The sequence below is a fragment of the Streptomyces sp. NBC_00576 genome, from assembly GCF_036345175.1.
GTDB lineage: Bacteria > Actinomycetota > Actinomycetes > Streptomycetales > Streptomycetaceae > Streptomyces.
On sequence record NZ_CP107780.1, the window covers coordinates 878,831 to 904,063 of the forward strand.

Genomic DNA, 25,233 nt, shown 5'->3' on the forward strand with positions numbered 1-25,233 from the left:
GGTGATCCGGGTCAGAGTTGCCGACAACGGCCGATGCGACCGAGACCCGGGGTGCAGGTATGAGCGGTGGTACGGAACCGGCGCGGGGCGCGCGCGGTGGCTGGAGCAGGCGCCGGTTCGTGGGCGCGGCGGCGGGCACCGCCGCGACTGCGTCCGTCCCGGCGAGAGCGATGGCGTCCGTGCCTGCGGAGCCTGCCACCGCACCGGAATCACCCGCGCCCGCAACTCCTCGGCCGGCCGCTCCCCGCCCCCTCTTCCTCGGCACGTACACCTCCGTCGAGGGCGGCGGTACCGGCATCGGCCTCGCCACCTACGACCCGGCCTCGGGCCGTGTCACCGGCGCCGGAGCCCTCACGGGCGTGGGCGACCCGTCCTACCTCGCCGCGCATCCGGACGGCCGGACCCTGTACGCGGTGAACGAGCGCCAGGACGGCGGCGTGACCGCGATCCGGCTCGGCGGCGAGGGCGAACGGCACCGGGTGCTCGGCACGCGCGGGACCGGCGGGGCGGGACCGTGTCATCTGTCCGTGCATCCGAGGGGGCGGTGGCTGCTCAGCGCCAACTACGGCTCCGGCAGCGTGGCGGTGCACCCCATCGACGCCTCGGGCGCACTGGGCGAGCGCACCGACCTGGTCACGCATTCCAGTCCGGCGCCCGGGCCGGGTCAACAGGGCCCGCACGCACACCAGTTCATCACCAGCCCCGACGGGGGCCATGTCCTCGCGGTCGACCTGGGCACGGACACCGTCTACACGTACCGCCTGGACATCGCGCGCGGCACGCTCACCGAGGTCTCGCGCGCGCAGACCCGTCCGGGCGCGGGCCCGCGCCATCTCACCTTCCACCCCGGCGGGCGGTGCGCGTACCTCGCCAACGAGGTCGACAACACGGTCGCGGTCTGCGTCTACTCCCCCGCCACCGGGCGCCTGGACATCGGGGAGGCGCAGTCCACGGGGACGGGTACGGGCACGAGTTATCCGGCCCAGTTCGTGGTGACCGCGGACGGGCGGTACGCGTACCTGGCCAACCGCGGCCACAACAGTCTGACGCGGTACGCCGTGGAGGCGGGCGGTGCCCGCCTCCGGCTCCTCGACACGGTGCCGGTCGCGGGCGACTTCCCGCGCCACATCGCCCTGGCGCCGGGCGGGGACCTGCTGTTCACGGCGAACCAGCGGTCGAGCACGGTCAGCGTCTTTCGCGTCGACCGCGCGAGCGGTGAACTGCGGCTCGCGGGCGAGCCGTTCGCGTCACCCGTCGTCGTCTGCGCGCTGCCGCTGTAGCGCGCGGGGGCAGGAGGCGGCGCTCGCCTGGGTGAGGAGGGTGTGCATGCGCTCGGTGAGCTGGGAGACGGTGTCGGCGGGCCGGTGGAACGCCAGTCGTACGTCACCGTGGGCACGGGCCCGCTCGATACGCAGGGTGAGCCCGTGCCGGTCGACGGCGAGCGGCTGGACCTTGACGGCACCGTGCAGGCTGTCCGGCTCGACCAGGCGGGTGAGGCGCTCGACAGCGTCGCCGTGGCAGTCCGCGAGATGGGTCAGCAGCCCCGCCTCGGCCGTGGCCAGCGGGTCGGGCGCGGCGGCCGCGAACTCGTCGAGGTCGACGACGGTGGCACCGGACGTCTGGCGCAGCACCACACGTGTCGGACGGAACGCCAGCTGCTCGCCCTCGACGGAGAACCAGCCGGCCATCCACAGCCGGGCGCGGATCCGGTTGCGCACGGGGACGGGCGAGACGTCGGCGAACTCCAGCACGGCCGACGGTTCGCCGCGCGGGGCGCAGACGGCGGCGGCGAGCAGTGTGCTCTCCGCCGACACCTCCAGGATCACGCGGCCGTCCTCGCCGACGGTGTGCGCGCCGACGAACTCCTCGCGCCCGCCGTCCGCGGTCACCGCGCAGGACCACGCGGCCGCGAGCACCGAACGCGCGCGTTCCGCCGCGGCGGGCGCGGCCGTCCAGGTCGGACTGTCACCCATCCCAAACCTCCTTAGGTAAGCCTTGCCTAACCTATCGAAGATCCGGGTGTACGCCAACCACCTGCCACGATCCTGTGCGATTCCTGTACCGCAAACCGGCCACGACCTGGCCGCCTTCAGAGTGCGAGGGTGCCGAGCAGCGCCCGCGCGCACAGATCCCGTACCTGCTCGCGGGACAGGTCCGAGCCGCGCAGCCACTCCAGACAGACGGCGGTCGTGAAGGCCAGCCACCCCCGGACGGCGAGCCGCAGTTCGGGCCGCTCCTCGGACAGCCGCCCGAACTCCGGGTCGACCTCGAGCGCTTCGAGGATCTGCCGCTCCTGCGTGGCCAGCGCCCGCTGATAGACCTTCCGTACGGCCTGGTCGCCGGACGCGTCGGCGCGATGGAAAGCGCGATAGCCGTGCGCGTGCTCCTCGACGTAGGCGAGGAACGCGTCGAGGTTCGCGTCCAGTTGCTCGCGGGCGGGAACGCCCGGCACGGCGGCCGTCATTCGCATCATGCGCTCGCTCTCGCGCTCCACGACCGCCGCGAAGAAGTCCCGCTTGGTCGGGAAGTAGTGATAGAGCAGCCCGCGGGAGACTCCGGCGATCTCGGCGACCTGCTCGATCCACACCTCGTCGTACGGGCTCTCCGAGAACAGGCGAGCACCGACCGACAGAAGCTGCTCCCGACGCTCGCCGGTGCTCAACCGCCGACGTGTGCGCTCCCCCTCTTTCGCGGCCATGTCCGCACTTTACTCGACGCTACTTGACGTCGGTTCAACAGCGGGATCAGACTGAAACCGTTATTGAACCCACGTACAACAGGATCAACACGCCACAGGATCAAGGGAGATGGCGTCATGACAGAGACGGCGTCCAGGACCGCTTCGTCCAGGGGATTCCGAAGTGCCGAGCTGGACTGGCCGGAGCTGCACCGGATCCCGCATCCCCCGCACCGGATTCCGCTGCTCGGCGACCTGGTCGGCGTCAGTCCCCGTACGCCCCTCCAGGACTCGATGAGCGTCGGGCAGCGCCTGGGGCCGATCTTCCGGCGCAAGGCGTTCGGCAAGGAGATCGTGTTCGTCTGGGGCGCGGATCTCACCGCCGATCTGGCGGACGAGTCACGCTTCGCCAAGCATGTGGGCCTCGGGGTGGCCAATCTGCGCCCGATCGCCGGGGACGGACTGTTCACGGCGTACAACCACGAGCCCAACTGGCAGCTGGCGCACGACGTTCTCGCCCCCGGATTCAGCCGCGAGGCGATGGCCGGCTACCACCCGATGATGCTGGCCGTGGCCGAGCGACTCACGGACCACTGGGACCGGGAGCTGACGGCGGGCCGTGCGGTGGACGTGCCCGCCGACATGACGAAGCTGACCCTGGAGACGATCGCGCGCACCGGCTTCGGGCACGACTTCGGCTCCTTCGAACGCGCCCGCCCGCACCCCTTCGTGACGGCGATGGTCGGCACCCTGAACCACGCGCAGTATCTGAACGTCGTCCCCGCGCCGCTCGCCCCGCTGCTGCTGCGCCGGGCCACGCGTCGCAACGAGGCGGCCATGGCGTACCTGAACCGCACGGTCGACGAGCTGGTACGGGCCCGCCGGACGTCGGACGGCGAGGGCGGCGGCAGCGGCGATCTGCTCGACCGCATGCTCGACACCGCACACCCGGAGACCGGCGAACGCCTGGCGCCGGAGAACGTGCGCCGGCAGGTCCTCACCTTCCTCATCGCGGGCCACGAGACGACGTCCGGCGCGCTCTCCTTCGCCCTGCACTACCTCTCCCGGCACCCGGAGATCGCCGCCCGCGCCCGCGCCGAGGTGGACCGTGTCTGGGGTGGGACGGCCGTCCCCGGCTACGACCAGGTCGCCAAGCTGCGGTACGTGCGCCGGGTGCTCGACGAGTCGCTGCGGCTGTGGCCGACGGCGCCCGCCTTCTCCCGTGAGGCCCGCAACGACACGGTGCTCGGCGGCGAGCATCCGATGCGCAAGGGAGCCTGGACGCTGGTCCTCGCTCCGCTGCTGCACCGCGACCCGGCGGTCTGGGGCGCCGACGCCGACCGTTTCGACCCGGACCGTTTCGACGCGGCGGCCGTGCGCGCCCGCCCCGCCCACGCGTTCAAACCCTGGGGCACCGGAGCCCGGGCGTGCATCGGCCGCCAGTTCGCCCTGCACGAGGCGACACTCGTCCTCGGCCTGCTCCTGCGCCGCTACGACCTGAAGCCCGACCCCGACTACCGGCTGCGGGTGGCGGAACGGTTGACGGTGATACCGGAGGGACTGCGGCTGCACCTCGAACGCCGGTCCCCCGGCGAGGAGTTGGCGGCTGCCTGACACGGCACCTCACAGATGAATTTCCCGGCGTGTTGGGGTCTCCACATACAGAGGAAAACAACCTCCGCTACTACAGAGGCAGACCCTTCAGACGCGGGAGAGACCATGTGCACTCACCAGCCTTCGTGCCCGACCGTCGACAGCCCGGACCACGACGCGGCCGTCATCGTCTCGGCCCACCCCGAGCAGGGCTGGAACCTGCTCTGCAACGGCACCATCGTCTTCGACGACACGGGTGAACTCCTGCCGGACGGACGGGCCGTGGGCCCGCTGCGCGGCGTCGGCACACTGGCCGCCGCCGCCTGAGTCACCAGGTCCTGAGTCACCAGGTGTCGTCACACCTCGTCGCGGGTGAGGGCCAGCAGCCGGTCGAGAACCCTGGGTCCGCCCGCCCGCACCCCGTCGTGCTCGAACTCGTCCGTCACCCAGGTCCGCAGCCCCCGGATCGCCCGCGCGGTCTCCAGCGCGTGCCCCGTGTCGACGTACATGTCGTCGTGGTAGACGGCCGCGGCGACCGGGACCTCGTTGACGGCGAGGCGGGAACGGTCGTACAGGGGCGGCCAGTTCGTGTGGGCGGCGAGGAGTTCGGCGGTTTCGCGCAGGGGGCGCAGGGCTGGGTCGACATCGAACATCCAGGGGTGGACCGACTCGCCGGTGAACAGCAACGGGCCGTCGTCCGCGAGGGACTTGCCCGCGTCGAACTGCGGGAACTCGGCCCGCACCCGCTCGGCGGACCAGTCGGTGGGGCGGTTGCCCTGGCCGTAGATGGCCTCGTGGACGAGGGCGTACAGCGGATGGCCGGCGTACGACAGGAGGCCCTGGACCTCCTCCAGGAAGGCGTCGGACAAGGCCGCGCCCCCCGGGGGCGCGGACGAAGGCGTCCTCCAGGAGGTAGTGCAGCCGGTGACTGCCCTCGCCGCCGCCGAGGAGGATGCCGAGGGACTGGAAGGCCTCGACGGTCAGCCGGTAGCCGTTCGGCAGGACCGGCTCGTGGACGCTCACGTACTCGGCGATCCGCCGCGCCCGTTCGACGTCCTGCGGGTAACGGGCGTAGTGCGCGGCGACCTTGCGTTCGATACGGGGATAGGCGGCCCGGTAGACGTCGTCCGCGTGCCCGTCGAGCGACGGGAGGCCACCCGTGATCAGGGCGGCGGTCAGCCCTTCGGGCGCCGTCGACAGATAGTTCACCGCGCAGAAGCCGCCGAAGCTCTGGCCGAGGACGGTCCAGGGGGCGCCGCCGGTGACCGAGGAGCGTATGGACTCGCAGTCCCGGACGATCGAGTCCGTGCGGAAGCGCGTCAGATAGGCGGCCTGTTCGGCGGGCCCGCCGCGCAGCGGCAGCGTCTGGCGGTTGGCGGGGGTGGAGGCGCCGGTGCCGCGCTGGTCCAGGAGGAGGACTCGGAACTCCTCCAGGGCGCGGCCGAGCCAGGCCCCCTGACCGACGAAACGATTTGCCCCGAAGCCCGGACCGCCCTGGAGGTAGAGCAGCCACGGCAGGTCGTCCCGGTCCGCCTCACCGCCGGCGACGACCTCACGGGCGTACAGCTCGATGGTCTCGCCCCCGGGGTCGTCGTGGTCCAGGGGCACGGTGAAACGGCGGTCGGTGAGGACGACGCCGGGCTGGCGGTAGCTGACGGTCAACGGGGCTCCCGAGACGGTTGGGTTGCGGGCCGCCCCAGTTCAGCACATGCCCGGGGCGCTGCCGAGCCCCGGGATCATGCAGACATACGGAACCCGGTGCTGATCCGGTACTGAACCCCGGATCAGTACCGGGTCAGCGCGCCGAAAGACTGGAGCGCCGGACCACCAGCTCCGGCTGGAGCACGACCCTGCGGTGGGAGTGCCGCCTCCCGCCCATCTCCGCCTCCGTCTCGGTCTCCTCCAGGAGGAGTTCCGCGGCCAGGGCGCCCATGGTCACGGCGGGCTGGCGTACGGAGGTCAGCGGTACGGCCGCCGCGGCGGCGAACTCGATGTCGTCGTAGCCGACGATCGCGAGGTCGTCGGGAACGCCGACACCGGCCGCGTACATGGCCTGCAGGACGCCGAGGGCGAGCAGGTCGTTGGCGCAGAACACGGCGGTCGGACGGTCGGCGAGGCCCAGGAGTCGGGCGCCCGCGTCCCGGCCGGCGGCGACGTCGAGTCGCTCAGTGGGCAGCTCGCGCAGCGCCGTGGGGCTGAGGCCGGCCTCGGCGAGGGCGTTCATGGCACCCGTGCGGCGGTCGCGCACCTGGTTGAAGCTGGGTGGTCCGCTGACGTACGCGATGGAGCGGTGTCCGGCGTCGACGAGATGGCGTACGGCCAGTGCGCCGCCCGCGACGTCGTCCACGGACACCGAGCACTCGGTGGTGCCCTCGGCGACCCGGTCGACCAGGACGAACGGGATGCCGTGACGGCGGAACGACTCTATGTTGCGGCCGGTCGCGTCGGCGGGGGTGAGCAGTACGCCGCGCACCCGCTGCTCGGCGAAGAGCGACAGGTAGTCGGCCTCCTCCCCGGCGCTCTGGGCGCTGTTGCAGACCATCACGCCGAGCCCGGCGTCCCGCGCGGCCCGCTCGGCACCGCGTGCCACGTCCACGAAGAAGGGGTTGCCCATGTCGAGGACGAGCAGCCCCATGATGCGGCTGCGCCCGGCGCGCAGCTGCCGGGCCGACTCGCTGCGGACGTAGCCGAGGCGGTCGATCGCGGACAGCACACGGGCACGGGTCTCGGTGGCGACCGAGTCCGGGCGGTTGATGACGTTCGAGACCGTGCCCACCGAGACTCCGGCGGCGCGTGCGACGTCCTTGATACCCACCGGCTGGGCCATCAGGCGGGGACCTCCAGGGAAACGAACGGTGGCGGGCAGGCCTTTACATTAGCGGCCTGCCCGGCCTTGACTAATCCGCTGATCATTCCGCTCACGTGGGAAGCCGGAAGTCAACGACATGGAGCGCCGAGGGGGTCGTGCCGCTCGACTTCTCCTGGTAGAGGACCGACAGGACGTTGTCCTGGGCGATCCGTGACTCGTCGACCACGACCTCGCCGAAGGCGTTCAGTCCGCTGCCGTCGTACAGCACCGTCCAGTCGGTGTAGCCGGAGGACTTCGAGGCGCCGGCTATCCGCCCGAAGGGGAAGATCGCGTAGGCGTTGTCGTACTTGTCGAGGACCAGCTTGGTGCGCTGGCTGGAGCCCAGCGGGACCGGGATCTCGGTCTTCTGCCAGGTGCCGGCGGAGTTCTTGCGCAGGTGGAAGGCGCGTCCGTTGGCGGTGCGGTTGGTGACGTAGTTGGTGGTGCACTGGCCGAAGCGGCCGGGTACGTAGCTGATGATCGCGTGCGGCAGCCCGGACGAGTCGGTGAACTGGCTCTCCTGGTTCATCAGGGAGTGGTCCGGGTTCAGCGCGTCGACCACCAGGCCGCTGTCCGTCACGGCGACCTTGTCGGAGCCGCCGGTGGTGCCGACGAGCGTGCCCGCGTTGTTGCGCCAGGTGCGGCCCCGGTCGTCGGAGTAGACGTAACCGGTGTCGTGGTTGGTGATGCCGCCGCTGTTGCACATGACGGCGCCGTTCTGCTCGCGCCAGGTGAAGAACGAGTGCAGGCGGCCGTTCTTGTCGTAGTCGATGCCGTGCAGGTACATGTTGCGGACCGTCGACGAGCCGTGCTCGCTGGTGTACGTGCCGGTGGAGCTGGACCACTCGCCGAGGTTGGTCCAGGAGGTGCCGTCGTACTCGGCGATCGCGTTGCGGCCGTTGCCGGAGATGCCGACACGGTAGCTGAGCTGGAGCTTGCCGTCGGGCAACGAGACGAACTGCGGGTACGTGAACTGCGAGGTGAGCGCGAGTCCGTCGAGCGTCGACTGGGGTGCGCCGAAGCGGGACGCGATCCAGCTGAGCCCGGACGGGTTGTCCATGAGCCCGGCCACCGACTTGACGTAGGTGAAGCCGTCGCTGTGCGAGTCCATGTTGAGGTGGAGGCGGCCGTCGACCTTGGAGACGCCCATGGAGATGACGTTGTGCGAGTCGCTCGACTTGAGGGTGTGCCCGACCTGGACCGTCGACCAGGTGGTGCCGCCGAGGACCCGGCGGCCGACGACGGCGTTCTTGTCTGCGGTGTACCAGACGGCGTACTGGTAGCCCTTGTAGGTCAGCAGGCCGTTCTTCTGGAACGAGTTGTTGTTGACCAGGCCGTCGTAGGAGACGAAGAAGACGGCCTGGGAGTCGAGCGTGGTGTTGCCGGTCTGGGTGACCGAGGGGCCGGGGTCTGCGGCGCGGGCACTGCCGACGGCAAAGGCGGGGGTCACCACGGCGCCGGCGAGAGCGGCGCCCAGCAACGTACGTCTTTTCATCTCGGGGGGACTCCGTTGTCTTGCGAAATGAGGTGAGCGGGGTGATCGGGGGTGATCGGGCGAGGTGTTCAGGCGAGGTGGAACACCTCGGTGAGGGGCTTCATGGCCTCGTCGGGACGGGCGCCGTCCAGCGATTCGAAGAACGGCGCCATCTCCGCCTGCCAACGGGCGTTGATCTCGGCGGCTTCCATGCCTGCCTGGGCGGCGGCGAAGTCCTCGGTCTCCAAGTAGCCGACCAACAGGCCGTCTTCACGCAGGAAGAGCGAGTAGTTGTGCCAGCCGGTGGCCGAGAGTGCGTCGAGCATCTCGGGCCACACGGCGGCGTGCCGCTCGCGGTACTCGTCGAGGCGGTCCGCCCGGACCTTCAGCAGAAAGCACACGCGTTGCATCAACAGCCCCCAGGAATCAGAAGTTGAACTGGTCGATGTTGTCCTTGGTGAACACGGTCGGCTTGCCGAGGCTGATCACGCCGTCCTTGCCGATCGTGTACTCACCCATGTCGCCGGCCTTGAAGGTCTCGCCTTCCTTGCCGGTGATCTGGCCCGAGACCAGCGCGACGGAGGTGTACGCGGCCAGCTCGCCGAGCTTCGCCGGGTCCCACAGCTCGAAGCCCTCGACGGTGCCGTTCTTGACGTACTTGCGCATGTCGTTGGGGGTGCCGAGGCCGGTCAGCTTGACCTTGCCCTTGTACTTCGAGCCGGACAGGTACTGGGCGGCGGCCTTGATGCCGACGGTGGTCGGGGAGATGATCCCCTTCAGGTTCGGGTACTCCTGGAGGAGGCCCTGGGTCTGCTGGAAGGACTGCTGGGCGTCGTCGTTGCCGTACGCGACCTTGACCAGCTTGACGTCCTTGTACTTCGGGTCCTTCAGCTCGTCCTTCATGAAGTCGATCCAGGTGTTCTGGTTCGTCGCGGTCTGCGCCGCGGACAGGATCGCGATCTCGCCCTTGTAGCCGATCTGCTCGGCGAGCAGCTGCACCTCGGTACGGCCCAGGTCCTCGGCGCTGGCCTGCGAGACGAAGGCGTTACGACAGTCGGTGTTGGTGTCCGAGTCGTAGGTGACGACCTTGATGTCGTTCTTCATGGCCTGCTTGAGCGCGGTGCACAGGGCACCCGGGTCCTGCGCGGACACGGCCATCGCGTCGACCTGCTGCTGGGTGAGGGTGTTGACGTACGACACCTGCCCGGCGGTGTCGGTGGCGCTGCTGGGGCCGACCTCCTTGTAGCTGGAGCCCAGCGTCTTCAGCGCGGCCTCGCCGCCCTTGTCGGCGGAGGTGAAGTACGGGTTGTTGACCGCCTTGGGCAGGAACCCGACGGTCAGGCCCTTCTTGGTGGCCGCGTTCGTGTCGGCCTTGCCGGTCGCGGCGGCCGAGGCACCCTCGTCCTTGACGTCGTTCTTGGAGGTACCGCCACAGGCGGTGAGCGCCAGAGCGAGTGAGGTGGCAGCGGCGAGAGCCGCGGAGGCACGGCGGACGGATGACTTGCGCATGGCTTTGTTCCTTCTTGTACGAGGGTGAGCTGAAGTTACGAGGTCGGAGCCGGCGTTTTGGACACCGGCACTGAGGCGGCTCTGCGCCCGGCCCTCGCTAGCGAGATCTGTCGTGCGACCCGGGGACCGAGCACCGAGAGGACGAGCAGAATTCCAGTGACGACGATCTGTGACTGAGCCGAAACATCCTGAAGGCTCATCACGTTCTGCAGCGCGCCGAGCAGGAACACCCCGGCGATGGCGCCACCGAGCGTGCCCTTCCCACCGTCGAAGTCGATGCCACCGAGCAACACGGCGGCGATGACGGAGAGTTCGAGCCCGGTGGCGTTGTCGAAGCGAGCGCTGGCGTAATGCAGCGCCCAGAAGATCCCGGTGAGGGAGGCCGTGAGACCGGTCACCGTGAACAGGATCAACTTCTGCCGCTTGACCCGGATACCGGCGAAGCGGGCGGCCTCCTCGCTCGCACCGATCGCGAACAGCGAGCGGCCGAACGGGGTGGCGTGCAGCACGACCACGGCGATCGCGAGCAGCACGATGAAGGGCAGGAGGGCGTACGGGATGAAGGTGTCCCCGATGCGTCCGGCCGCGAAGTCCAGGTACTGGGTGGGGAAGTCGGTCACCGCGTCGGAGCCGAGCACGATCTGTGCGATGCCCCGGTAGGCGGCCATGGTGCCGATGGTGACGGCGAGGGAGGGCAGCCCGAGCCGGGTGACGAGCAGCCCGTTGATCAGCCCGCAGACGGCGCCCAGGACCAGGCAGATCGGGATGATCACCTCGATCGTCAGGCCCTGGTTCCACAGGGCACCCATCACCGCGCCGGACAGGCCGGCGGTGGAGGCGACGGACAGATCGATCTCGCCGGAGACGACGAGCAGGGTCATGGGCAGCGCGATGAGCGCGATCGGGAGGGTGTTGCCGATCAGGAAGGACAGGTTGAGCCCGTTGCCGAACCCGTCCACGAACCCGAAGGACAGCAGCAGCACGACGACGAGGAGGATACCGACGGCGGAATCCCACCTTTTCAAGGAGGACCCGCGGATGGCACGCGCGAGCGACGAGTCAGCCATGGCGGGCGTTCCTCTTCTTCAGTGCGGACGCCACGCGCAGGGCGACGATCCGGTCGACCGCGATGGCGAGGATGAGCAGGATGCCGTTGATGGCCATCACCCACACCGAGCTGACGCCGAGGGCGGGCAGCACGCTGTTGATGGACGTCAGCAGCAGCGCGCCTAGCGCGGCCCCGTAGACGCTGCCGGAGCCGCCGGTGAAGACCACACCGCCGACCACGACCGCGCTGACGACGGTGAGTTCGTAGCCGTTGCCCGTGCTGGAGTCGACGTTGCCGAACCGCGCGAGGTACAGCGCGCCGGCGAGTCCGGCGAGGGCACCGCAGAAGGTGTACGCGGCGAGGATCCGCTTGCGCACGGGGATGCCTGCGAGCCGGGCAGCCTCGGGGTTGGAGCCGAGGGCGTACAGTTCGCGGCCGCTGCCGAACTGCTTGAGGTAGTAGGCGGTGGCGATGAGCACGACGAGCGCGATCAGCGCGAGATACGGCACCGCAGAGATACCGCCGGAGCCGAAGTCGACGAATCCGTCCGGGAGATCGGCGGCCGTGATCTGCCGGGAGCCGACCCAGATGGAGTCGATGCCGCGGATGATGTAGAGCGTGCCGAGGGTGACGACGAGGGCCGGTACCTGACCGAAGCTGACCAGGAGCCCGTTGAGGAGTCCGAAGCCGATGCCGAGGAGGACGGCCAGGGCGACGGCCACGACGGGGTTTCCGCCGTCCTGGAGGTAGAGGCCGGCGGCGAAGGCGCTGATGCCGAGGGTGGAGCCCACCGACAGGTCGACGTTGCGGGTGATGACCACCAGCGACTGGCCGGTGGCGACCAGGACCAGGATCGTCGCGTTCAGCAGCAGGTCCTTGATGCCCTGCTCGGACAGGAACTCGCTGTTGCCGGCCTGCGTGACGGCGATCATCACCAGGAAGACGACCAGGATGGCGAGTTCGCGCATCTTGAACACACGGTCCACCAGTCGGGTGCCGCTGGACTTGGGCACCTCGGCGGCGGGGGCGGGGTTGGGAGCGGTCACCGTCATGCGGCGGCCCTCCCGGTGGCTGCGGCCATCACCGTTTCCTCGGTTGCTTCGGAGCGCGGGATCTCGGCGGCGAGGCGGCCCTCGTGCATCACGAGCACGCGGTCGGCCATACCGAGGATCTCGGGCAGGTCGGAGGAGATCATCAGAACGGCCACACCGTCGGCGGCCAGCTCGCTGAGCAGGCGGTGCACCTCGGCCTTCGTACCGACGTCGATGCCACGGGTGGGCTCGTCGACGATCAGTACCCGGGGGCCGGTGGCGAGCCACTTGGCCAGGACGACCTTCTGCTGGTTGCCGCCGGACAGCGTGTTGACGGTGTCGGCGATGCGGGCGTACTTCACCTGGAGCTTGACGGCCCAGTCGAGGGAGCGGCTGCGTTCGGCGCCCCGGTCCATGAGTCCGGCCCTGACGGTCGTACGCAGGCCGGTGAGGCCGATGTTCCGCTCGATGGACATGTCCATCACCAGGCCCTGGGCGCGGCGGTCCTCGGGGACGAGGGCAAGCCCGGCGGCCATGGCCGTGGAGGGTGCTCCGTTCGTGAGAACCGTGCCGTCCACCTCGACCTCGCCCGCGTCCCAGCGGTCGATGCCGAAGACGGCCCGGGCCACCTCCGTGCGGCCGGCGCCGACGAGTCCGGCGAGACCCACGATCTCGCCGTGCCGGACCTCGAAGGAGACATCGGTGAAGACGCCCTCGCGGGTCAGCCGGCGCACGCTGAGGGCGACCTCGCCGGCCTCCACGTCCTGCTTCGGGTAGAGCTCGTCGAGATCGCGGCCGACCATCCGGCGGACGAGATCGTCCTCGGTCATGCCGTCGATCGGCTCGCTGGCGATCCAGGCGCCGTCACGCAGGGTCGTCACCCGCTGGCAGAGCTTGAAGATCTCCTCCAGCCGGTGCGAGATGAAGAGCACGGCGGCGCCCTGTTCGCGCAGGGTACGGACGACGCCGAAGAGACGGGCGACCTCGCTGCCGGTGAGGGCCGCGGTCGGCTCGTCCATGATCAGGACGCGGGCGTCGAAGGAGAGCGCCTTGGCGATCTCCACGATCTGCTGGTCCGCGATGGACAGGCCGCGTGCGGGGCGGTCGGGGTCGAGTTCGACGCCGAGCCGCCGCATCAGGGCGGCGGTCGCCGCATGGGTGGCCTTGTGGTCGATCCGGCCGAGGGCGCGCCGGGGCTGGCGGCCCATGAAGATGTTCTCGGCGATCGACAGGTCCGGGAAGAGCGTGGGCTCCTGGTAGATCACGGCGATGCCGGCGTCGCGGGCGTCGCCGGGGCCGTGGAAGACGACGGGGGCGCCGTCGAGCAGCACCTGGCCGGCGTCCGGTCGGTGCACGCCGGCGAGCGTCTTGATGAGGGTCGACTTGCCGGCGCCGTTCTCACCGGCGAGTGCGTGCACTTCACCGGGGAACAGCTCAAGGGAAACGTCCCGCAGGGCACGCACCGCACCGAAGGACTTCGAGATGTCCTTGAGTGCCAGCACAGGGGCCGGCCCCGGGTCGGACGGGTGGGTCATGAGGGCTCCTCGACAACGTCGGTGGGACTGACCCCAGGACGTCGTGAAAGGTTTCAACTGGGTTGCCGGGACGTTAGGCATGGGAGCCATGTCACGTCAATGGGTCCGTGTCGAAATTCTTTCGATAATTGAAGGTCACAGGCAAGTCACGGTAGGTCGAATCGGTCAGAGGACTTGACACCCCTTCGGGGGGCTCATAGCTTCCCGTTCTGAATCGTTTCATCAGAACGTCGTTCCGCATGCTGATTCCCAGCAGTCGATCCGACCCGATGTCACAGGAGTCCTGAAGTGTCCGAGCTCAGCGCGGTGAAGGCCGCTCTCAAGACCCAGGCCATCGAAACCCCGTCGTGGGCGTACGGGAATTCGGGGACCCGTTTCAAGGTGTTCGCGCAGCCCGGCGTTCCCCGCAACCCCTTCGAGAAGCTGGACGACGCCGCCCAGGTGCACGCCTTCACCGGAGTGGCCCCGACCGTCGCCCTGCACATTCCGTGGGACAAGGTCGAGGACTATGCGGCCCTGGCCAAGTACGCCGACGAGCGCGGCCTGAAACTGGGCGCGATCAACTCGAACACCTTCCAGGACGACGACTACAAGCTCGGCAGCATCTGCCACCCGGACGCGGTGGTGCGGCGCAAGGCGCTCGGTCATCTGCTCGAATGCGTCGACATCATGGACGCCACGGGGTCGAAGGACCTGAAGCTGTGGTTCGCCGACGGGACGAACTATCCCGGTCAGGACGACATCCGTGAGCGGCAGGACCGGCTCGCCGAGGCGCTGGCCGCGGTGTACGAGCGGCTCGGCGACGACCAGCGGATGCTCCTCGAGTACAAGTTCTTCGAGCCGGCCTTCTACGCGACCGACGTCCCGGACTGGGGCACGGCGTACGCGCACTGCCTCAAGCTCGGGCCGAAGGCGCAGGTCGTGGTCGACACCGGGCACCACGCGCCCGGCACCAACATCGAGTTCATCGTCGCCACGCTGCTGCGGGAGGGGAAGCTCGGCGCGTTCGACTTCAACTCGCGGTTCTACGCGGACGACGATCTGATGGTCGGCTCGGCGGATCCGTTCCAGCTGTTCCGGATCATGTACGAGGTGATCCGGGGCGGGGGGTTCGTGCCGGAGGTGGCGTTCATGCTGGACCAGTGCCACAACATCGAGGCGAAGATTCCGGCGATCATCCGGTCGGTGATGAATGTCCAGGAGGCGACGGCCAAGGCACTCCTTGTTGACAAGGACGCGCTGGGTGTTGCTCAGCGGTCCGGGGACGTCCTTGCCGCCAACGCGGTGTTGATGGACGCGTACAACACGGATGTTCGGCCGTTGCTTGTCGAGGTTCGGGAGGAGCTGGGGTTGGACGGCGACCCGATCGCCGCGTACGCCCGGTCCGGGTGGGGTTCGAAGATCGCCGCGGAGCGGGTTGGTGGGGAGCAAGCCGGTTGGGGCGCGTGACTTCCGCGTCTCGTCTGCCGGGTTCGGTTCGTCGCGGACCTCCGGTTCGTTGTGGCTTGTCGCGCCCACGCGGCGGAGCCGCAAATGGATACAGCCCCGCGCCCCTGTCGGGGCGCTGCTCCTCCCCCTCGTTCACATCGTCACGTAAGGATTGATCACGTCATGGCAACCCATCCTGAAGCCGCTGCCCTCATTGCTCGGTCCCGTCGGCTTGGTGCTGACGCCCGCAATACGAACTACGCGGGTGGCAACACGTCCGCCAAGGGGACCGACATCGATCCCGTCACCGGTGGTGATGTGGAGCTGATGTGGGTCAAGGGGTCCGGGGGTGACCTGGGCACCCTGACCGAGGGTGGGCTGGCCGTGTTGCGGCTTGACCGGCTGCACGCGCTCAAGGGTGTGTATCCGGGCGTGGAGCGCGAGGACGAGATGGTCGCCGCGTTCGACTACTGCCTGCACGGCAAGGGCGGGGCGGCGCCGTCCATCGACACCGCGATGCACGGGCTCGTCGACGCGGCGCACGTGGATCATCTCCACCCCGACTCCGGGATCGCGCTCGCTTGTGCCGCCGACGGGGAGAAGCTGACCGCCGAGTGTTTCGGGGACAGCGTGGTGTGGGTGCCGTGGCGGCGCCCCGGGTTCCAGCTCGGGCTGGACATCGCCGCCGTGAAGGCCGCCAACCCGCAGGCCATCGGGTGCGTCCTCGGCGGCCACGGCATCACCGCCTGGGGCGAGACCGCCGAGGCGTGCGAGGAGAACTCGCTGCACATCATCCGTACCGCCGAGGCGTTCCTCGCCGAGCGCGGGAAGGCCGAGCCGTTCGGCCCGGTGATCGAGGGGTACGCGGCCCTCGCGCCCGAGGAGCGGCGGGAGCGGGCCGCCGCGCTCGCCCCGTATGTACGGGCCATCGCCTCGCAGGACAAGCCGCAGGTCGGGCACTTCACCGACTCGGACGTCGTGCTCGACTTCGTGTCGCGCGCCGAGCACCCGCGGCTGGCGGCCCTCGGCACCTCCTGCCCGGACCACTTCCTGCGCACCAAGGTCAGGCCGCTCGTCCTCGATCTGCCGGCCTCCACTCCCCTCGACGAGGCGATCGCGCGGCTCAAGGAGCTGCACGCCGAGTACCGCGAGGAGTACGCCGCCTACTACCGGCGCAACGCCCTGCCCGACTCCCCCGCGCTGCGCGGCGCCGACCCCGCGATCGTGCTGATCCCGGGCGTGGGCATGTTCAGCTTCGGCAAGGACAAGCAGACCGCGCGCGTGGCCGGCGAGTTCTATGTCAACGCGATCAACGTGATGCACGGGGCCGAGGCGGTCTCGACGTACGCGCCGATCGAGGAGTCGGAGAAGTTCCGCATCGAGTACTGGGCACTGGAGGAAGCGAAGCTTCAGCGGATGCCCAAGCCGAAGGCGCTGGCCACCCGGGTCGCTCTGGTGACCGGTGCGGGCAGCGGGATCGGTAAGGCGATCGCCGAGCGGCTGGTCGCCGAGGGCGCCTGTGTCGTCGTCGCCGATCTCAACGCGGAGAACGCCCAGGCCGTGGCGGAGGAGCTGGGCGGGCCGGACAAGGCGGTCGCGGTCACCGTGGATGTCACGTCCGAGGAGCAGATCGCCGAGGCGTTCCGGGCCGCCGTGCTGGCCTTCGGCGGGGTGGATCTCGTCGTCAACAACGCGGGGATCTCGATCTCCAAGCCGCTGCTGGAGACCACGGCGCGGGACTGGGATCTGCAGCACGACATCATGGCGCGCGGATCGTTCCTCGTCTCGCGCGAGGCGGCGCGCGTGCTGATCGCGCAGGAGCTGGGCGGCGACATCGTCTACATCGCGTCCAAGAACGCCGTCTTCGCCGGGCCGAACAACATCGCGTACTCCGCGACCAAGGCCGACCAGGCGCACCAGGTGCGGCTGCTGGCCGCCGAGCTGGGCGAGCACGGCATCCGGGTCAACGGCATCAACCCCGACGGCGTCGTGCGCGGCTCCGGGATCTTCGCGGCCGGCTGGGGTGCCCAGCGTGCGGCGACGTACGGCATCGAGGAGGAGAAGCTCGGCGAGTTCTACGCGCAGCGGACCATCCTCAAGCGCGAGGTGCTGCCCGAGCACGTCGCCAACGCCGTGTTCGCGCTCACCGGTGGCGAGCTCACGCACACCACCGGGCTGCACGTCCCGGTCGACGCCGGCGTCGCCGCCGCCTTCCTGCGATGAGCCGGACCGTGAAGTCGTACGCCGCGGTCGACCTCGGCGCGTCCAGCGGGCGCGTCATGGTCGGCCGCGTCGGGCCCGACACGCTGGAGCTGGCCGAGGCGCACCGGTTCGTGAACCGGCCCGTGCGGGTGCCCGAGGGGCTGCGCTGGGATGTTCTCGCGCTGTACGCGGGTGTGCTCGACGGGCTGCGGGCCGCCGGTGCCCACTGCGGTGGAGAACTCGACTCCGTCGGCATCGACAGCTGGGCCGTGGACTACGGGCTGCTGGACGGCGACGGGGCCCTGCTCGGCAACCCGGTGCACTACCGCGACGCCCGCACCGAGGGTGTCGCGGAGAAGGTGTGGGCGTCCGTCCCGGCCGCCGAGCTGTACGCGGCAACCGGGTTGCAGTACGCGCCCTTCAACACCCTCTACCAGCTGACAGCGGCCCGCGACACCCGCCAACTGGCCGCCGCCCAGCGGCTGTTGCTCATCCCCGACCTGCTGACGTACTGGCTGACGGGCGAGGCCGGCACCGAGCTGACCAACGCCTCCACCACCCAGCTGATCGATCCCCGGACCCGCGACTGGGCCCATGACATCGCGCGGAAACTGGACATCGACCTCGGGCTGTTCGCGCCGCTGCGGCAGCCCGGTGACCCGGCGGGCGTGCTGCGGGCGGAGGTACTGGAGGAGACCGGGCTCACCGGGCCGGTCCCGGTGACCACGGTCGGGTCCCACGACACGGCCTCAGCTGTGGCGGCCGTGCCGGCGGTGGACGAGCGGTTCGCCTACATCTGCACCGGCACCTGGTCCCTGGCGGGCCTGGAGCTGGACGCGCCCGTGCTCTCCGAGGAGAGCCGGGCCGCCAACTTCACCAATGAGCTCGGGCTCGACGGCACGGTCCGCTATCTGCGCAACATCATGGGGCTGTGGCTCCTCCAGGAGTGCGTACGGGCCTGGGGCAACCCCGACCTGGGCGACCTGCTGCGGGCGGCTGCCGAGGCGCCGGGGCTGCGGTCCGTGGTGGACGCGGGGGACGCGGCGTTCCTGGCGCCCGGGCGGATGCCGGAGCGGATCGCCGAGGCCTGCCGGGCCTCGGGGCAGCCGGTGCCTCGGACTCCGGGCGAGATCACTCGCTGCATCCTCGATTCCCTCGCCCTCGCCCATCGGCGGGCGGTGACGGACGCCCAGCGGCTCGCCGGGCACTCCGTCGACGCCGTGCATATCGTCGGGGGCGGCGCGCGCAACGCGCTGCTGTGCCGGCTCACCGCCGATGCCTGCGGGCTGCCGGTGGTGGCGGGTCCCGCCGAGGCCGCCGCGCTCGGCAACGTCCTCGTCCAGGCGAGGGCCCACGGGCTCGTCGGCGACCGTACGGACATGCGCCGGCTGCTCGCCCGTACCCAGCCGCTGACGCGCTACGAGCCGTCCGGCGACCCGGCGGCCTGGCGAGCGGCGGAGGCACGGCTCACCGACGTCAGGTGAGACGGTGCTCCCCCACCACGTAACCTCCGGGTACTCTCCATTCATCCGATGACCAACCACGAGGAGCCGCGATGCGTGTCGCCCTGTTCCTGACCTGTGTCAACGACACGCTCTATCCGGACACGGGCCGCGCCGTGGTGAAACTGCTGACCAGACTAGGCGTCGAGGTCGACTTCCCGATGGCCCAGACGTGCTGCGGGCAGGCCCACTACAACACCGGGTACCGGCACGAGGCCGAGCCGCTCGCCCGGCATTTCTCCGATGTATTCGGGGGGTACGAGGCGATCGTCACGCCCTCCGGGTCGTGCGGGGCGATGGTGCGGGAGCTGTATCCGCGGATGGGTGAGCGGGCCCGGGCCGAGGGGCGCGGGGACGGGCTCGCGGCCACACTGGCACCCGTGGTCCCCAAGACGTACGAGCTGACGGAGTTCCTGGTGGATGTGCTGGGGGTGACGGACGTGGGCGCCTACTACCCGCACACCGTCACCTATCACCCGACGTGTCACGGGCTGCGCAGTCTGGGGCTGGCCGACCGGCCGTTCAAGCTGCTCCAGGCCGTCAAGGGGCTGGAGCTGCGCGAGCTGCCCGGCGCCGACGAGTGCTGTGGCTTCGGCGGCACGTTCGCAGTGAAGAACGCCGATGTCTCGGCGGCAATGGGCGCCGACAAGGTGCGCAACGCCGAGTCGACGGGGGCGGACGTGCTGTGCGCCGCCGACAACTCGTGTCTCATGCACATCGGCGGGACCATGAGCCGGCTCAGCACCGGTATGCGGCCGGTGCACATCGCGGAGATCCTGGCGAGCACGGAAGAGGAGCCCCTGGCATGAGCGGGACGTTCGTCGGGATGCCGGCCTTTCCCAAGGCGGCCCATGAGGCGGTCAACAACCAGACCCTGCGCGGCAATCTGCGCCATGCCACCCACACCATCCGCGGCAAGCGGGAGAAAGCCGTCGCCGAGCTGGCCGACTGGGCGGAACTCCGGGAGGCGGGCAAGCGGATCAAGGACCACACGCTGCGCCATCTCGACCGCTATCTCGTCCAGTTGGAGGAGTCGGTCACTGCGGCGGGTGGCATCGTGCACTGGGCCGCCGACGCCGACGAAGCCAACCGGATCGTCATCGACCTGGTGCGGATGACCGGCGAGTCGGAGGTCGTCAAGGTCAAGTCGATGGCCACGCAGGAGATCGGGCTGAACGAGGCCCTGGAGGCCGAGGGCATCGCGGCCTACGAGACGGATCTCGCCGAGCTGATCGTGCAGTTGGGCAAGGACCGGCCCTCGCACATCCTCGTCCCGGCGATCCACCGCAACCGGGGCGAGATCCGGGACATCTTCGCGCGCGAGATGAGCGAGTGGGGCCGCCCGGCTCCCGAGGGCCTCACCGACACGCCCGCCGAACTGGCCGAAGCGGCACGGCTCCACCTCCGGGAGAAGTTCCTCCGCGCCAAGGTGGGCGTCTCCGGCGCCAACTTCATGGTCGCCGACACCGGCACCCTGGTCGTGGTGGAGTCCGAGGGCAACGGGCGGATGTGCCTGACGCTGCCCGAGACGCTGATCTCGGTCGTCGGCATCGAGAAGATCGTGCCGACCTGGCGGGACCTGGAGGTCTTCCTCCAGACCCTCCCCCGCTCGTCGACCGCCGAGCGCATGAACCCGTACACGTCGACCTGGACCGGCACCACGGACGGCGACGGCCCGCAGACCTTCCATCTGGTCCTGATCGACAACGGCCGCACCGACACCCTCGCCGACGAGGTCGGCCGCCAGGCCCTGCGCTGTATCCGCTGCTCCGCCTGCCTGAATGTCTGCCCGGTGTACGAGCGGGCCGGCGGTCACGCCTACGGCTCCGTCTACCCCGGCCCCATCGGCGCCATCCTCAGCCCCCAACTCCGGGGCATCGCAAGCGAGATCGACGCCTCGCTCCCGTACGCCTCCTCGCTGTGCGGGGCCTGCTACGAGGTCTGCCCGGTCGCGATCGACATCCCCGAGGTGCTGGTGCACCTGCGCGAGCGCGTCGTCGAGGGCGGGCCGGTCACCCGGGAGGGCAACAAGGTCGTCCTGAAGCCCGCGAAGGGCCACGCCGCCGAGCGGGCCGCGATGCGCGCCGCCCGCTGGGCGTTCAGCCACCCCGGCGCCCTGCGCACCGGCCAGCGCCTCGCCTCCCGTACCCGCCGTTTCCATCCCCGCACTTTGCCCGGCCCCGGCAAGGCCTGGAGCGCCACCCGCGACCTGCCGCCCGTACCGGCGGAACCGTTCCGCGACTGGTGGCAGCGCACCGACGGCGGAAAGGACACCACCAAGTGAACAGCCGCGATCTGATCCTGGGCCGGGTACGGCGCGCACTCGCCGACGTACCCCGCGACGACACGCCGTACGAGCAGGCCGTCGACCGTGACTACCTGCGCGAGCACGGAAACCGCAGCGTCGAGGAGACCGTCGAACTCCTGGCCGAGAACCTGGCGGACTATCGGGCGATCGTGCACCGCTGCCCCGCAGACGAGCTCCCGGCGCTGCTCGCCGGGATACTGGCCGCGCGCGGCTCGGCGTCGGTGCTCGTACCGCCCGGGCTCCCGCCGGAGTGGCTGTCGGCCGCGGACACCGCCCAGGTCGAGGACCGTGCGGTGAGCACCGTGTACGACCTGGACGGGGTCGACAGCGTCGTCACGGCCTGCGCCCTCGCCGTCGCCGAGACCGGCACCATCGTCCTGGACGGCGGCCCGGACCAGGGCCGCCGCCGGATCACCCTGGTCCCCGACCACCACATCTGCGTCGTCCGCGTCCCCGACCAGGTCGTCTCCTCCGTGCCGCAGGCCTTCGAACGCCTGGACCCGGCACGGCCGTTGACCTGGATCTCCGGTCCGTCCGCGACCAGTGACATCGAACTCGACCGCGTCGAGGGGGTGCACGGTCCGCGCACGCTGGAGGTGGTGCTGGTGAGCGCCGCCGATCGGTAGGACGCCGAAGACGACCCGTCCATCCATCCATCCGTCGGGCATGGGTGTCGCTGAGTACACCCCGCGATACGGGTTCCGCGTCCCTGTCTCGGAGACGCTGCGGTTGGTCAAGGTCAGCAGGCGTACGGGAGTGGCGACGCCGGGGGCGAGCCTGGCCACGGCCCGGCGGGTGCTGCGGCCGTCCGCGGGTCGCGCTCGCCGCGTGGACCGGCTTGCGGGGCCGGGCGCTTCGGCGGTCGGCCCCGTTCCGGAGTGTCGGCGTACGGATTCACACGTGACACAACCGGTGAACAAGCGCTTAGATAGTGGTCCGAACCCGTTCACGCCGGCGCTGGAGGCCCCGTTGTTCACATCCGTCGACGACGTATCCGCCCGTCTCGCCGAGACCGGGTACCTGGCCTCCCCCGCCGTCGCCACCACGGTCTTCCTGGCCGACCGTCTCGGCAAACCGCTTCTGGTGGAGGGCCCGGCCGGCGTCGGCAAGACCGAGCTGGCCAAGGCGGTCGCCGAGATCGCCGGCGCCGAGCTGATCCGCCTCCAGTGCTACGAGGGCGTCGACGAGTCCAGGGCGTTGTACGAGTGGAACCACGCCAAGCAGCTCCTGCGTATCAGCGCGGGCCGCGACGAGACGTGGGACGCGACCCGCACGGACATCTTCAGCGAGGAGTTCCTGCTCCCGCGCCCCCTGCTGACCGCCATACGCGGGGACGACCCCAAGGTGCTGCTGATCGACGAGACCGACAAGGCGGATGTCGAGGTGGAAGGCCTGCTCCTGGAGGTGCTCTCCGACTTCCAGGTCACCGTGCCGGAGCTGGGCACGATCACCGCGACCCGCCGTCCCTTCGTCGTCCTCACCTCCAACGCCAGCCGAGAACTGTCCGAGGCCCTGCGCCGCCGCTGCCTCTTCCTCCACATCGGTTTCCCGGACGCCGAGTTGGAACGCAGGATCGTACGGCTGAAGGTGCCGGAGCTCGACGCGGCGCTGGCCGAGTCGGTGGTGCGGGTGGTGGGCGCGCTGCGCGCGATGGACCTGCGGAAGGTGCCGTCGGTCTCCGAGACCATCGACTGGGCGCGCACGCTGCTGGCCCTGGGGGCGGACACGCTCGACGAGACGGTCGTACGGGACAGCCTGGGCGTTCTCCTCAAGCACCAGGACGATGTCCTCAAGGCGAGCGCCAAGTTGGACCTGGACGCGATTTGAATCCTCCCCCAGCCGAAGCAGTGGGATTCCTGGCTCACGCCGCCTGCGAGTCAGCGACCCGACAGGTCTTCCACGATCAACACCAGCCGGGTTGAAACCAGCCCGGTTTGTGCCGCAAAGCTTGGAGGTGCATGTGCTGTCTTGGTTCTCGATCAGCACGACGTACGCGCTTGGTTCTCGCAACGCACGGCGACCAGCCTACCCGCCCGCGTGGGCGGTCTTTCGCCCTGAAGGCGAAACCCCGTTCCCCGCCCGGCTTCGCAGGAGTCCGATTCCTCACCGGCCTGAAGGCCGGGGCATCCTCGGAGGTCTCAGGTGAACGCGCCCTCGGCACACGCCGGTTCCGGTGCCGGTGTCGCGGAACGGCTGACAGGGCTCGTCGGGGCGCTGCGTGCGCACGGTGTGCGGATCGGCACCGGGGAGACCGTGGACGCGGCGCAGGCGGTGGCCGTACTCGGCTTCGCTGACCGGGAGTTGCTGCGCGAGGGGCTGGCCGCGACCCTGCTGCACGGCACGGGCCAGCGTCCGGTGTTCGACCCCGTCTTCGACCTGTATTTTCCCCGGGGCGTCGGGGCACCCGGCACGGAACCCGCGGAGCGGGACGAGCTGCGCGACCGGCTCGCCGCCGCGCTGGCCGCGAACGACCAGGCGTTGCTTGCCCGGTTGGCCGCCGAGGCGGTCGACGGTTTCGGCGGATACGGCTCCGCACCCGGGTCGGACGGCTGGTCGTCGTACCAGACGCTGGACCGGCTCCGGCCGCAGACTCTGCTGGCCCGGGTGCGGGCGAGCCTCCGCGAGGGGACCGCGGACACGGGGTTCGCCGACCGGCTGCTCGACGACGAGATCCGGCGGCGGATCGAGGAGTTCAGACAGCTGGTCGGGACGGAGGCGCGGCGCCGGGTCGCCGAGCGGCGCGGCCGGGACGAGATCGCCCGCCGGGCGGTGGTGCCGACCGCCGACCGGGTCGACTTCCTGCTCGCCGGGCGCACCCAACTGGCGGAGCTGCGCAGGACGGTTCAGCCGCTCGCACGCAAACTGGCCACCCGGCTGGCGGCGCGCCGGCGTAAGGCCGCCCGCGGCTCGATCGACCTGCGGCGCACGGTGCGCGCGTCGCTGTCGACAGGCGGGGTGCCGATGCGGCCCGTACTGCGCAGGCGCCGGCCCGCCCGGCCCGAACTGGTGCTGCTGTGCGATGTGTCGGGCTCGGTGGCCGGCTTCTCCGACTTCACGATGCTGCTGGTGCAGGCACTGCACGACCAGTTCAGCAAGGTCCGCGTGTTCGCCTTCGTCAACCGGGTCGACGAGGTGACCGGCCTGCTCGTGCACGGCGCCTCCGACGCCGAGGGGCTGGGCGCCCGCATTCGCGCGGAGGCGACTCTGACGGGCTGGCACGGCAGCAGCGACTACGGCGTCGCCCTGGGCGAGTTCACGCAGCGGTACGCGGACGCGATCGGCCCGCGTACGACCGTGTTCGTGCTCGGTGACGCCCGCACGAACATGAGCGACCCGAATCTGCCCGCCGTACGACACCTGACCGAACGGGCCCGCCGTGTCTACTGGTTGAACCCCGAGGGACGGTCCCAGTGGGGTACGGGCGACTCCGCGGCGCCCGCCTACGCCGAGCTGGTGGAGATGCGCGAGTGCCGCAACGCACTCCAACTCGGCGCGCTGATCACCCGGTTGCTCCCGGTGTGAGCCGGCAGTCAGCTTCCAGGTGCCTTCGCGTACTCCTGTGCCATGCCTCCCGCGAAGTCGTGGACGATGACCTGCTCGTCGCCGACGACCCACGCGTCGTGCCCGGCCGGACACACGAAGACATCGCCGGGGCCCACTTCGCTCTCGCCGCCGTCATCCATGCGGATGCGCATCCGGCCCTGGACGACGTAACCGTTGTGGTGGATCTCGCAACTCTTCGTGCCCACGATGGGCCCGACGGACTCGGACCAGCGCCAGCCCGGCTCGAAGGTTCCCACGGCGAAGTCGAGGCCGGTCATGTGTACGGCTTCGAGGTGTCCCCGGGGGAAATCACGCCGCTCGTCCGGCTTCTCGACCGTCTTGATCTCCAGCATGTCTGCTGCCTCCTATCCCCCTCCATGGCTTTCGGACCCCCCTTCCCTTCCATCGTCCGCCCGTCGAGCCGGGGCCGCCATCCGAGGGACCTCTGGTGTCAGCCGGCTGCCCCCGCTCGTCCGGATCCATGCGAGCGTCCGCGCCCGCCTGGACGAACTCCAGGACTACGGATCACGCATCC

The 25,233-nt window shown here is 70.1% G+C and carries 21 protein-coding genes and 1 pseudogene; 11 read left to right on the forward strand and 11 right to left on the reverse strand.

What is annotated here, in order from left to right; all coding sequences use genetic code 11:
* Positions 1-59: 59 nt before the first annotated feature.
* Positions 60-1,280: a lactonase family protein gene (locus OG734_RS03795; RefSeq protein WP_330286037.1), complete on the forward strand. Its 1,221-nt coding sequence runs from the start codon at positions 60-62 to the stop codon at positions 1,278-1,280.
* Here the strand turns inward: OG734_RS03795 and OG734_RS03800 are convergent.
* Positions 1,248-1,973, reverse strand: a complete 726-nt coding sequence (locus OG734_RS03800; protein ID WP_330286038.1) for a DUF2470 domain-containing protein — start codon at positions 1,971-1,973, stop codon at positions 1,248-1,250. The genes OG734_RS03795 and OG734_RS03800 overlap by 33 nt on opposite strands.
* A gap of 116 nt (positions 1,974-2,089) precedes the next feature.
* Positions 2,090-2,698 (reverse strand): TetR/AcrR family transcriptional regulator, encoded by a 609-nt coding sequence (locus OG734_RS03805; RefSeq protein ID WP_330286039.1) that lies wholly within the window; start codon positions 2,696-2,698, stop codon positions 2,090-2,092.
* A 117-nt stretch (positions 2,699-2,815) separates the two neighbouring features.
* Between OG734_RS03805 and OG734_RS03810 the strand changes: the two genes are divergently transcribed.
* A complete protein-coding gene (locus OG734_RS03810) occupies positions 2,816-4,291 on the forward strand; it encodes a cytochrome P450 (RefSeq protein ID WP_330286040.1) in 1,476 nt (491 codons plus the stop codon).
* A gap of 105 nt (positions 4,292-4,396) precedes the next feature.
* Positions 4,397-4,597 carry a DUF5999 family protein gene (locus OG734_RS03815; RefSeq protein ID WP_330286041.1) on the forward strand — a complete coding sequence of 67 codons (201 nt, stop codon included), beginning with the start codon at positions 4,397-4,399 and terminating at the stop codon, positions 4,595-4,597.
* A gap of 29 nt (positions 4,598-4,626) precedes the next feature.
* Here the strand turns inward: OG734_RS03815 and OG734_RS03820 are convergent.
* The 8 genes and pseudogenes from OG734_RS03820 to OG734_RS03855 all read right to left on the reverse strand — a co-directional run bounded on the left by OG734_RS03820 (position 4,627) and on the right by OG734_RS03855 (position 13,715).
* Positions 4,627-5,932, reverse strand: a pseudogene (locus OG734_RS03820) (alpha/beta fold hydrolase).
* A 133-nt stretch (positions 5,933-6,065) separates the two neighbouring features.
* Positions 6,066-7,097 (reverse strand): LacI family DNA-binding transcriptional regulator, encoded by a 1,032-nt coding sequence (locus tag OG734_RS03825; protein ID WP_329267704.1) that lies wholly within the window; start codon positions 7,095-7,097, stop codon positions 6,066-6,068.
* A gap of 91 nt (positions 7,098-7,188) precedes the next feature.
* On the reverse strand, positions 7,189-8,613 hold the full coding sequence (locus OG734_RS03830; protein WP_330286042.1) for a BNR repeat-containing protein: 1,425 nt from the start codon (positions 8,611-8,613) through the stop codon (positions 7,189-7,191).
* A gap of 68 nt (positions 8,614-8,681) precedes the next feature.
* A complete protein-coding gene (locus OG734_RS03835) occupies positions 8,682-9,002 on the reverse strand; it encodes an L-rhamnose mutarotase (protein ID WP_330286043.1) in 321 nt (106 codons plus the stop codon).
* Between the two features lie 16 nt (positions 9,003-9,018).
* Positions 9,019-10,101, reverse strand: coding sequence for a rhamnose ABC transporter substrate-binding protein (rhaS, locus tag OG734_RS03840; RefSeq protein WP_330286044.1), 1,083 nt, complete (start codon positions 10,099-10,101; stop codon positions 9,019-9,021).
* 35 nt (positions 10,102-10,136) lie between these two features.
* Positions 10,137-11,168: an ABC transporter permease gene (locus tag OG734_RS03845; RefSeq protein ID WP_330286045.1), complete on the reverse strand. Its 1,032-nt coding sequence runs from the start codon at positions 11,166-11,168 to the stop codon at positions 10,137-10,139.
* On the reverse strand, positions 11,161-12,201 hold the full coding sequence (locus tag OG734_RS03850) for an ABC transporter permease (protein ID WP_330286046.1): 1,041 nt from the start codon (positions 12,199-12,201) through the stop codon (positions 11,161-11,163). Before OG734_RS03850 ends, OG734_RS03845 begins: the two co-directional genes overlap by 8 nt.
* A complete protein-coding gene (locus OG734_RS03855; RefSeq protein WP_330286047.1) occupies positions 12,198-13,715 on the reverse strand; it encodes a sugar ABC transporter ATP-binding protein in 1,518 nt (505 codons plus the stop codon). Before OG734_RS03855 ends, OG734_RS03850 begins: the two co-directional genes overlap by 4 nt.
* A gap of 288 nt (positions 13,716-14,003) precedes the next feature.
* Between OG734_RS03855 and rhaI the strand changes: the two genes are divergently transcribed.
* From rhaI to OG734_RS03895, 8 genes are all read left to right on the forward strand, one after another.
* Entirely contained in the window at positions 14,004-15,164 is a 1,161-nt protein-coding gene (gene rhaI, locus OG734_RS03860; RefSeq protein ID WP_330286048.1) for an L-rhamnose isomerase, read from the forward strand.
* A 162-nt stretch (positions 15,165-15,326) separates the two neighbouring features.
* Positions 15,327-17,366, forward strand: coding sequence for a bifunctional aldolase/short-chain dehydrogenase (locus tag OG734_RS03865; protein ID WP_330286049.1), 2,040 nt, complete (start codon positions 15,327-15,329; stop codon positions 17,364-17,366).
* On the forward strand, positions 17,363-18,829 hold the full coding sequence (locus tag OG734_RS03870; protein ID WP_330286050.1) for a rhamnulokinase: 1,467 nt from the start codon (positions 17,363-17,365) through the stop codon (positions 18,827-18,829). Before OG734_RS03865 ends, OG734_RS03870 begins: the two co-directional genes overlap by 4 nt.
* A gap of 71 nt (positions 18,830-18,900) precedes the next feature.
* Positions 18,901-19,656, forward strand: coding sequence for a (Fe-S)-binding protein (locus tag OG734_RS03875; protein ID WP_330286051.1), 756 nt, complete (start codon positions 18,901-18,903; stop codon positions 19,654-19,656).
* Positions 19,653-21,131, forward strand: a complete 1,479-nt coding sequence (locus tag OG734_RS03880) for a LutB/LldF family L-lactate oxidation iron-sulfur protein (RefSeq protein WP_330286052.1) — start codon at positions 19,653-19,655, stop codon at positions 21,129-21,131. The genes OG734_RS03875 and OG734_RS03880 overlap by 4 nt, the downstream gene beginning before the upstream one ends.
* Complete coding sequence (locus OG734_RS03885; RefSeq protein WP_330286053.1) at positions 21,128-21,781, forward strand: LutC/YkgG family protein; 654 nt, start codon at positions 21,128-21,130, stop codon at positions 21,779-21,781. Before OG734_RS03880 ends, OG734_RS03885 begins: the two co-directional genes overlap by 4 nt.
* A gap of 343 nt (positions 21,782-22,124) precedes the next feature.
* Positions 22,125-22,982, forward strand: coding sequence for an AAA family ATPase (locus OG734_RS03890; protein WP_330286054.1), 858 nt, complete (start codon positions 22,125-22,127; stop codon positions 22,980-22,982).
* Positions 22,983-23,297: 315 nt separating this feature from the next.
* Positions 23,298-24,677 carry a vWA domain-containing protein gene (locus OG734_RS03895; protein WP_330286055.1) on the forward strand — a complete coding sequence of 460 codons (1,380 nt, stop codon included), beginning with the start codon at positions 23,298-23,300 and terminating at the stop codon, positions 24,675-24,677.
* Positions 24,678-24,685: 8 nt separating this feature from the next.
* On the opposite strand, the gene OG734_RS03900 is transcribed toward OG734_RS03895, so the two are convergent.
* A complete protein-coding gene (locus OG734_RS03900; protein WP_330286056.1) occupies positions 24,686-25,051 on the reverse strand; it encodes a cupin domain-containing protein in 366 nt (121 codons plus the stop codon).
* Between the last annotated feature and the right edge of the window lie 182 nt (positions 25,052-25,233).